Below are 1549 nucleotides of genomic sequence, written 5' to 3'. Positions count from 1 at the left end.
TCATTATCAATTAATGAACGTCTGGGTCAGGGTGTTAAAACATACAATGAGTATAGACCACATATGAGCATAAACATGTTAACACCTGAACAAGCACATGAAACTTCAGGGCCTTTAAAAAGAAGATGGAAGAACTATTATAAACAACCTGTAAAACTTATTACAGGAATAAACTATCATTGTAAACCTAGAACAGAAATAACAGATAAACCTGTCAACCTATTTAAGTACAACATACAGTTCCCCTTGAAGAAAGGGGAGCTGCTTTGCATTACGTTTTTTAGCGGCTTATGCCTCCTTGTCTTCCTTTTTTATCTTCTGCAGTCGTGTCTCCTTTCGCTGAAGCTTCTGAGGCCACGTCTTCTTTCTCTTCTTCTTTAATAGATTGAGGAAGTTCTTTTTTACCCATTCTTTTTTTAACAAATTTCCAAGCACTGCCACCACCGAAAAGGGCTATTAAACCAAATTTACCGAACTTAAATAGTACTGCTAAGAACCCCATTTTGGCTAAAAGTTTACCCGCAACCAAGCCGCCGATTGTCCAAGCTGCAACTTCGTCAATATCAGGATCGAAATCGAAATAACCGTGCCCTTCATGAAATTCTACACTATTAATTACAGCATCAATATCGGCTTCAACTTCTGGTAGTGAGCTCATAAGAGCTACTGCATTTAGCATAAATATACCTTTTCTACCTAAAATTCTTAAGTTGTAATTCAAGGTGTTTTCCTCTGCTTCTCCAAATCTTATTTCTTTGGCCCAGTGTAAAATCTTTTTGTCACTGTCGTAATGTGGAGGTGTAGCCCAACCAACAAATTCAATTGGCTCATACCCTACTTCAACTCTAGATGCATTGGTTTCGATAGATTCTTCCTGCATTGTTTCTAACATTTCTTCATAGTCAATGTCCGATGCATCATCATCATCCACATAGCCCATATCATCGTAGCTTATAATAAACGCATACGAATCGTAGTCCATTACACTGCTTTCTTTTGGTAGGAGTAAGCCAATAACATCTTCATCTGCTGGATTTCCCCATAGATCGGATACAACGTACATTGCTTCTTCTTTCGCTAAAAATTTAAAGCCGGCAGGAACAGTAATGTTCGCGTTGCCATTTTCTAATTCAACTTCGCCTTCAATGTAGTTTAATGATTGGTCTATGTCTTGCATCGATTGTATTATACTGTCCCTAATTGCAGCGACTTCAGTAGAGTCCATTTCGATTTCTTCCTCTTCGGCAAATACATTAAACACTAGAAAAGAGAAAGTTAGAATTGAGAATATGATTTTTTTCATTTTTATTGTGTTTGGTTACTTGTTATTTTATTAAGAATCAGCAAAGTAAAACTTTTATTTAGAAAGATTGATACAGGTTGATTCGTTTTTAATCGAAGAGAATTCCTCTGGGCTCTGCCCCGAGGTAAGGGCGGAAAAGTTTGAAAAACGGCAGGTTTTTCAAGGGGCTTTGTAAATCGTATTTTTGATACATGAGTGAGCATGTATTAAAAAGTCATAATAAAACCTTGTTGCTATATCATCTAG

At 36.8% G+C, this 1549-nt stretch carries 1 protein-coding gene; it reads right to left on the bottom strand.

From position 1 onward, the window contains the following. Positions 1-280 precede the first annotated feature (280 nt). Complete coding sequence (locus HRT72_03065; protein ID NQY66690.1) at positions 281-1309, bottom strand: DUF2167 domain-containing protein; 1029 nt, start codon at positions 1307-1309, stop codon at positions 281-283. Positions 1310-1549 lie beyond the last annotated feature (240 nt).

Source organism: Flavobacteriales bacterium (assembly GCA_013214975.1).
In the GTDB taxonomy this organism is placed as follows: Bacteria; Bacteroidota; Bacteroidia; order DT-38; family DT-38; genus DT-38.
Note: the sequence above shows the minus strand (reverse complement) of the source record. Positions and strands in the feature narration are given on the sequence as shown.